Genomic DNA, 8,129 nt, shown 5'->3' on the forward strand with positions numbered 1-8,129 from the left:
CGGGCTGGGCGTCCATCGAACGGGCAGTCTAGTGGGCGGCTCCCGGCCCGCCGTCCTCGGTGAACGTCACCTCGGCCGGGCCGTCGGGCGCGGTGGCCGTGCTGTCGCGGACGGTCAGCCGGGGTTCCAGCAGCGTGACCTCCGGCGCCGGCTCGTCGGCCAGCTTACGCATCAGCAACGTCACCGCCTGCCGGCCGATCTCCTCGGCCGGTACCGGCACCGAGGTGAGCCGGGGGCTGGCGTGCTCGGCGAACTGGTCCGGGCAGACGGCCACCATCGACACGTCCTGCGGCACCCGCCGGCCCAGCGCGGCCAGCGCTGCCTGCACCGGCCCGACCGCCGCCTCGTTCTGCACGACCAGCCCGGAGACGTCGGGGTGCCGCGCGAACAGTTCGTCCACCCGGCGGCGGACGTCGGCGGCGTTCTCCTCGCAGGGCAGGGTCACCGCGTCGACGCCGTGCCGGGCCGCTGCCTCGGCCACGCCGGCCCGGGTGCGGTGCGCGAACCCGGTGCCCCGGTCGTAGACGGCGGCCGGGGCACCGAGCAGGGCGACCCGCCGGTGCCCGAGCCCCGCCAGGTGCTCCACGCAGACCTGACCCGCCCGGTGGAAGTCCAGGTCCACACAGGTCAACCCGCAGCTGTCGGCGGGCAGACCGATCAGCACGCTGGGCCGGCCCAGCTCCCGCAGCAGCGGAACCCGTACGTCGTGCAGCTCCACATCCATCACCAGGACCCCGTCGACCAGCGCGCCGGCGGCGATGCGGCGCAGCCCTTCCGGGCCCTCGTCAGAGGTGAGCAGCAGCACGTCGTGGTCGTGGCGGCGGGCGGCGGTCACCACGGCGGTGGCGAACTGCATCACCACCGGCACCTGGATGCCCGAACGCAGCGGCAGCACCAGCGCGATCACGTTGGCTCGCCGGCTGGCCAGGGCACGCGCCCCGGCGTTCGGGTGGTAGCCGAGCATCCGGATGCTGGCCAGCACCCGGATGCGGGTCACCTCGGAGATGGCCCGTTTACCGCTGAGCGCGTACGACACGGTGCTCACCGCGACACCGGCGTGCCGGGCCACGTCGGCGATGGTGGGCTGACCCGACGCGACCCGGCCGCGCCCGGTCACCGGGCCCCGCTCGCGCTGTGCAGCCGGGCACGCCGCCCGACCGGCTCACCGCGTACGGCCACGGCACCGACCAGCCGCACGTCGGTCGCGGACCGCCCGACCAGCACGGTGTGGGTGGCGTCCTCCACGACCCGGGCGCCCCGGTCGGCGTCCCACCAGGCCAGCTCGGCGGTACGCAGCCGCAGCGTGACGGTCCGGCACTCGCCGGGAGCGAGGGTGACCCGGGCGAAGTCGCGTAGCTGCCGCAGCGGCTGCTTGACCCGGGAGCGTCGCTGCCGGGTGTACAGCTGCACCACCTCCTCGCCGGGGCGGGGGCCGGTGTTGGTGACGTCCACGCTCACCTCGACCACCTCGCCGGCGGTCACCGCCGCCGCGCTCAGCCGCAGCCGAGCGTGGTCGAAGCGGGTGTAGGACAGACCGTGCCCGAACGGGTACAGCGGGTCGCCCCGGTAGTACAGGTAGGTGGAGTCGGCACCGATCACGTCGTAGTCGAGCAGGTCGGGCAGTTCGGCGGCGTCGGCGTACCAGGTCTGGGTGAGCCGGCCGCCTGGATCGGCGTCGCCGAGCAGCACGTCGGCCAGGGCGGTGCCGTGCTCCTGCCCACCGTGGGACGACCAGAGCACCGCCGGCAGGTGCGCCTGCGCCCAGCCGACCGCGTACGGGTAGCTGCTGGTCAGCACCAGCACGGTGCCGGGGTTGGCGGCGTGCACGGCCCGCAGCAGCGCCTCCTGCCGGGCCGGCAGGGCCAGGTCGACCCGGTCCTCGGTCTCCCGCCCGTTGACCATCGGATGGTTGCCCAGCACCACCACCGCCACGTCGGCGGCGGCGGCCAGCGCGGCGGCCTCGGCCGCGCCGTCGGCGACGAGGTCGATGGCGAAGGCGGTGGCGGCCTGCGGCCCGTCGGCGCCGACCCGCAGCCGCCCGTCGGTGTCGACGGTGACGTACCGGTCGGTGGCCAGGTGACGCAGCAGCACCGTGCCGCCAGGCAGCGGGTCGAACTGGAAGGTCTCCCGGACCACCCAGCCGCCCGGCCCGGGACGGTCGTTGACCAGGGCGCCGTCGTCGTCGGCGCCGACGTGCCGGCCGTTGCCGACGGCGCGCAGCGCCACCGTGTCGCGTCCCCAGTCGACGACGTCGAACCAGGTGGCGTCCGCGCCGACGGTCAACGGGCCACCCTCGGCGGTGTCCGGGCAGCCCACGTACCGGTCGCCCACCCGCAGCGCGACGCGGTCACTGCCGGGATGGGTGGTGACCTCCGGCAGCCGGCCGGCCAGGCCCTGGTACGCGCTCACCGCGTACGGCAGGGTGCCGCTGTACCAGTCCTCGTACACCGCGTCGGCGAGCGGGCCGAGCACGGCGACCCGCAGCCCGGGCGCGAGCGGGAGCAGTCCGGAGTTGCGCAGCAGCACGACGGACTGGCGGGCGGCCTCCCGGGCCAGCTCGCGGTGCGCCGGGCAGTCGACCACGTCCGGCGAGGTCGCCGCGTACGGGTCGGTGTGCGGCGGGTCCAGGTCGCCCAGCCGCAGCCGGACGGTGAGGATGCGGCGTACCGCCCGGTCCACGTCGGACGCGGTGATCAGTCCCCGTTCGAGTGCCTCGGTCAGGCGTTCCCGGGTCGGCGTGCTGTCGGCGTCGTCCTCGGTGAAGCTGTCGATTCCGGCGCGCAGCGCGGCGGCGAACCCGCTGACGTGGTCGGGCAGGTGGTGCTGCACGCCGGCGATGTTGGTCACCGCGCCCGCGTCACCGACCACCAGCACCTCGCCGGGCGCCCAGCGGCGCAGCTCGCCGTCGATCAGCGGGCTCAGGTGCGCCGGCACCCCGTCGACCAGGTTGTACGAGGCCATCGCGGCGACCGCCGCACCGGCGGCGAGCGGGGCCCGGAACGCGGGCAGCTCGTACTCGTGCAGCACCCGGGGCGGCAGGTCACTGGAGGTGGTGGCCCGGTCGGTCTCGTTGTTGTAGCCGAGGAAGTGTTTGACCGTGGGGGCGGTACGCAGCCGTTCGGGGTGGTCGCCGCGCAGACCCTCGGCGTACGCGGTGGCCAGCCGGCCGGTCAGCCACGGGTCCTCGGACCAGCCTTCCTCGTTGCGACCCCAGCGCGGGTCGCGCAGCGGGTTGACCACCGGCGCCCACACGTTGAGGCCGACCCGGTCGGGGTCGGCGTGGTGCTTGGCGCGTACCTCGTCGCCGACGGCGGCACCGACGGCCCGGATCAGGTCGGGATTCCAGCTGCTGGCCAGCCCGATCGCCTGGGGGAACACGGTGGCCGGGCCGAGCCAGGCGACACCGTGCAGCGCCTCGGTGCCGGTGCGGAACGGGGGCAGGTCGAGCCGGGGCACCGGTGCCTGCCACTGGTGCAGCAGGCCGATCTTCTCCGGGAGGGTGAGCCGGGCCAGCAGGTCTTCGACACGATCACGCGGGCGGGGCGTGGTGGGGTCGGTCATGGGGATCGCCTTCCAGTGCCCGGCGCGCCGGCGGTCGAAGCGCTTCGACGGCGGAGGGCCGAGCGGCGTCGCAGGTGACGGTGGGGTGACGGTCGTCGGCCCGGACGCTGGCGAAGCGCTTCGACAAACCGTGAGAAGCAAGCCGCCCCGGGTGCCCGAACGGAGCGGCTTGCTTCGAGGTTGGCACCCGCGACGGATCCGGTCAAGACTCGGGCGGGCGCGGCCCGATGTCGGGTGTTCCGCGGTGCCGACGCCGCCCGGCGGCCGACATCCGATGCCGGCCGGTGTCCCGACGGCCCGGGCAGGTCAGCGGGTCGGCAGCCGGCCGGCCTCCACGGTGGCCAGCGCGGCGGTCGCGCCGCCCAGCGCCGCCGCGGTGTCCAGTGTCGACGCGTCGAGCCGGCAACCTCCGGCACCGGGCGCGAGGGCCCGCGCGGCCAGCTCCGACCGGGCCGCCGGCAGCAGCCAGGGTGCCAGGGTCGCGAAGTGGTCGCCCAGCACCACCGCCTCCGGATTGAGCAGGTCGGCCAGGACCGCCACACCGCGCCCGAGGTGCCGGCCGGTGTCGGCCAGCCCACTCAGCACGGTGGGGTCGTCCTGCCGGGCCAGCGCCACGATCCGATCGAGTTCCGGCAGGTAGTCGGTGATCGGGCCGTCCGCCTCGGCGTCCGGCAGCAGCCGACGGACCACCGCGGGCAGCCCGACCAGCGCGGTCAGGCAGCCCCGGCCGCCGCAGGAGCAGACCGGCCCGGCCGGGTCGAGGGACACGTGGCCGATCTCGCCGGCGAAGCCGCGGCCGCCGCGCAGCAGCCGGCCGGCGGCGATGATGCCCGCGCCGACCGTGATCCCGCCGGTCAGGTGCACCAGGTCGGCGGTGCCCGCGTACGCGCCGTGCCGCAGCTCGGCCAGGGCCGCGAGGTTGGCGACGGTGTCGACGCCGACGGCGAAGGCGGGCTCCCGCAGGGCGGCGCGCAGCTCGGCCGCGACGGGCACGTCCCGCCAGCCCAGGGCGGTGGCCAGCGGCACCGCCCCGGCCGAGTCGACCAGCCCCGGGACGCCGAGGGTGAGACCCAGGACCGTGCGGCCCTGGGCGGTGACCCGCCCGACGGCCCGGCGGGCCAGCGCCGCCAGCGCCCGCAACGTCTCGGCCGGGGGGACGGCACCGGCGGCGAAGGCCCGCCGCCAGGTGAGCAGCCGGTTGCCGCCCAGGTCGATCGCCACCGCGACCAGTTCGTCGGCACCGATCTGCAGACCCAGGGCGGCGTACGGCTCGCCGTCGAGCACGAGCATCGTCGCCGGGCGGCCGACCCGGTTCTCGGTCAGCCCGGTCTCGCGTACCAGCCGCTGCTCGATCAGCTCGGCCACCAGGCTGGAGACGGTCGCCTTGTTGAGCCCGGTCCGCGCGGCGATGTCGGCGCGGGAGCAGGGGGCGTGCAGGCGTACGTGCCGCAGGACCACCGCGCGGTTGGCGACCCGTACGTCGCCGAGGTCGGTCGGCTGCGGTTCGTTGTGGATGCTGATCACGATCTGCCCGCTCCCTGCGCCGGTGTCGTGGCGCGCGTCCATCATCGCGTGCCGAGGTCCCGGCGGCGATCATGCCGTCCGGGCCACCGGCACACTGTCCCGTGGGACGGATCACCGTCGATTAATTTGTTCAAGCCCCCAACTAATCCTAGCCCGAGGCTGCTGCTCCGCAAACCCGCGGACAACGGCCGACCCCGTCCCGTGCGGCGCCCGGCGGGCGCCGCACGGGACGGTCAGCCCTGCGCGGAGAACAGCCCCGCGAAGGGCACGACGGTCACCACCGCGCCGTTCAGCAGTGACCGGGCCGGCAGGCCGGCATCGCCGACCCCGGCAAGGACCAGCTGCCCCACCTGCAGCGGCCCCCGCGTCCGAATCCGCAACTCCGCACCGTCACGGACCGCCTCGATGAACGTGTCGCCGTCCACGTCGTGCACCACCGTCGCGCCGTCGACCGCACCCCAGCTGACCAGGGTGACGTCCCGGAACGGACCGTCACCGACGGTGGCATCCGGGGCGACCAGCGGCAGCAGCGCGCCACGGCGGACGAACAGCGGCATCCGGGACAGCGGCACCGCCACCGACAAGTACCGCCCGCCGGCGTGCCGTTCCCCGGTCGCGGCGTCGATCCAGTCGTCCCCGACCGGCAGGTAGACGTCACGGCGGCCGGACGGATCGGTCACCGGCGCGACCAGCAGATCCGTGCCGAGGCGGTACTGCAGGTCGGTGGTCCAGGCCGTCGGGTCGTCCGGGGTGTCGACCAGCAGGGCGCGCATCATCGGCGCGCCCGTACGCGCGGCCCGCACCGCCGCCGACCAGAGGTACGGCATCAGCCGGTAACGCAACCGCAGCGCGGCCACCGCGTGGCGTTCCGCCTCGGCCGGGAAGTCCCAGGGCAGCCGGCTGGTGGTGCCGTGCAGCCGCACCAGCGGGGACAGCGCGCCGAACTGCGACCAGCGGACGTAGAGGTCGGGTTCCGGGGTGCCGTGGAACCCGCCGGTGTCGTGACTCCAGAACGGCACCCCGGACAGGCCGTGGGACAGCCCGCCGCGCAGCGTGCTGGCCAGGGCCGGCCAGGTCGCGTTGACGTCGCCGCTCCACTGCGCGCTGTGCCGCTGCCCGCCCAGGTACGACGAGCGGGCCCACACCGTCCGATGCCCGGCCACCTCCTCGGTGACGCGCGCGACCACGTCGTTGAACAGCAGGGTGTACACGTTGTGCAGCTCGACGCCGGTCATCCCGTTGTGGGCCACCGCGTCGGCCGGCACCCCCTCGGCGAAGTCGGTCTTGAACACGGCCACGCCCTGCTCCAGCAGCGGGCGCAGCAGCCCGCTGAACCAGTCGACCGCGGCCGGGTTGGTCAGGTCCACGATGGCGCTGGCCGGGTAGCTGCCATGCCACACGTCGGCGACGTACGTGCTGCCGTCGGGTCGGCGCAGGAAGAACCCGGCCCGCTCGGCGTCGGCGTACCGCGGACTGTCCGTCATCAGGTACGGGTTCATCCAGAGGCAGACCCGGAAGCCCTGCTCGGCCAGGGCTTCCAGCATCCCGGCCGGGTCGGGGAACGCCTCGGCGTCCCAGCGCAGGTCCGACCAGCGTCCGGCCACCTGCCAGTAGCAGTCCAGGTGCAGCACGTCGCACGGGATGTCCCGCTCCCGGATGCGGCGCGCCCGTTCCAGCACCTTCTGCTGGCTGTCGGGGTAGAAGCCGGAGGAGATCCAGGCCCCGAAGGCCCACCTGGGCGGCAGGTACGGGCGGCCGGTGAGGGCATCGAGGCGGTCCAGCACCTCGGCGGGGCTCGGCCCGGCCAGCAGGTAGTAGTCGAGCAGGTCGTCGGGGACCAGGATCTGCACCGCGCTGTGGGTGGACTGGCAGACGTCGAACTGCACCGGCAACCCGCTGTCGACCAGCACCCCGTAGCCCCGGTTGGACAGGTAGAACGGCACGTTCTTGTGCGAGCGGTCGGACTCGCTGCCGAAGGCGTCGAAGTTCCACATCAGGGCCCGCTGGCCGCGCTTGTCCAGCGGGGTGAACTTCTCGCCGAAGCCGACGAACCGCTCGTCGCCCGGCGCGACGAAGCTCTCGTGCCAGGCCAGGCGCACCCCGTCGGCGGTGGAGCGCCCGAACGGCAGGGTGCGCCGCCGGCCGCTGATGTCGACGGTGCCCGGGTCCTGCTCGACGAGCAGGGAGCCGTCGGGGCGCAGGAACCGGATCCGCCACGGGTCGAGCTGGATCTCGGCGACCACCGCGCCGGCGGCCACCCGTACGTACCGGTCGTTGACGGTGACCGTGGCCGGGTGGGTCCGCGGGTGGACCAGCGGCACGGCGCGCGCGGAGCGGCTGCGGGCCTGCGGGTCCTCGGCGAGGCGTACCCGGATCACCCCGTCGCCGGCCGCGTCGACCCGGACCACCGTCGTCACGCCGTCAGCCAGCGCGGCCTTGAAGGTGACGCCGTGCGGGTCGGTGCCGGCCACCTCGGCCCGGCTCACCACGGCCGTGCCGCCCTCGCCGGGGGCCCGCACGGGCAGCTCGGGCGGGTCGGCAACGAAGGTCTCGTAGGGCACCAACGGCGGTCGGTACGGCATCAGCGTCTCCTCGACGACGGCACGGGCGGTGCCGTCAGTTTCTTTAAATACCCAACGAACTGTCAACGAGGTTCATCGATTCCGGAAGTATCGGCGGCGTTGACATGGGCAAAGCCGCTCCATAGTTTGGACGCCTCCTCAACTAAATTGGCGGTGGTGGCATGTGGAGCGACGCCCGGCTCTGCTACGGCGGCGACTACAACCCGGAGCAGTGGCCGGCGCGGGTGTGGGCCGAGGACGTCACGCTGATGCGCCGGGCCCGGGTCAACCTGGTCACCGTCGGCGTGTTCGCCTGGTCCCGGCTGGAACCGGCCCCCGGCCGGTACACCTTCGACTGGCTCGACCAGGTGCTGGACCTGCTGCACACCGGCGGCATCCGGGTCGCCCTGGCCACCCCCACGGCGTCCCCGCCGCCGTGGTTCTCCCTCGCCCACCCGGGCGCGCTGCCGGTCACCGCCGACG

General features: G+C 74.5%; 5 protein-coding genes. 1 reads left to right on the top strand and 4 read right to left on the bottom strand.

Features of this window, described 5'->3' with window-relative positions; all coding sequences use genetic code 11:
* Positions 1-28 precede the first annotated feature (28 nt).
* The 4 genes from C1I95_RS29590 to C1I95_RS29605 all read right to left on the bottom strand — a co-directional run bounded on the left by C1I95_RS29590 (position 29) and on the right by C1I95_RS29605 (position 7,667).
* Positions 29-1,117: a LacI family DNA-binding transcriptional regulator gene (locus C1I95_RS29590; protein WP_111218797.1), complete on the bottom strand. Its 1,089-nt coding sequence runs from the start codon at positions 1,115-1,117 to the stop codon at positions 29-31.
* Complete coding sequence (locus tag C1I95_RS29595; protein ID WP_111218799.1) at positions 1,114-3,561, bottom strand: beta-glucosidase family protein; 2,448 nt, start codon at positions 3,559-3,561, stop codon at positions 1,114-1,116. The genes C1I95_RS29590 and C1I95_RS29595 overlap by 4 nt, the downstream gene beginning before the upstream one ends.
* Before the next feature lie 306 nt (positions 3,562-3,867).
* Positions 3,868-5,085, bottom strand: coding sequence for an ROK family transcriptional regulator (locus tag C1I95_RS29600; RefSeq protein ID WP_111218803.1), 1,218 nt, complete (start codon positions 5,083-5,085; stop codon positions 3,868-3,870).
* A gap of 233 nt (positions 5,086-5,318) precedes the next feature.
* On the bottom strand, positions 5,319-7,667 hold the full coding sequence (locus C1I95_RS29605) for a TIM-barrel domain-containing protein (protein WP_111218801.1): 2,349 nt from the start codon (positions 7,665-7,667) through the stop codon (positions 5,319-5,321).
* 161 nt (positions 7,668-7,828) lie between these two features.
* On the opposite strand from C1I95_RS29605, the gene C1I95_RS29610 reads away from it, so the two are divergent.
* The coding region (locus C1I95_RS29610) for a beta-galactosidase (RefSeq protein WP_199523968.1) at positions 7,829-8,129 on the top strand (301 nt) is incomplete at its 3' end.

This window comes from Micromonospora craterilacus, from assembly GCF_003236315.1.
In the GTDB taxonomy this organism is placed as follows: domain Bacteria; phylum Actinomycetota; class Actinomycetes; order Mycobacteriales; family Micromonosporaceae; genus Micromonospora; species Micromonospora craterilacus.

Coding starts and splice junctions, on each gene's coding strand:
- C1I95_RS29595 (WP_111218799.1), bottom strand. CDS start 3,561: ATGACCGACCCCACCACGCCCCGCCCGCGTGATCGTGTCGAAGACCTG.
- C1I95_RS29605 (WP_111218801.1), bottom strand. CDS start 7,667: ATGCCGTACCGACCGCCGTTGGTGCCCTACGAGACCTTCGTTGCCGAC.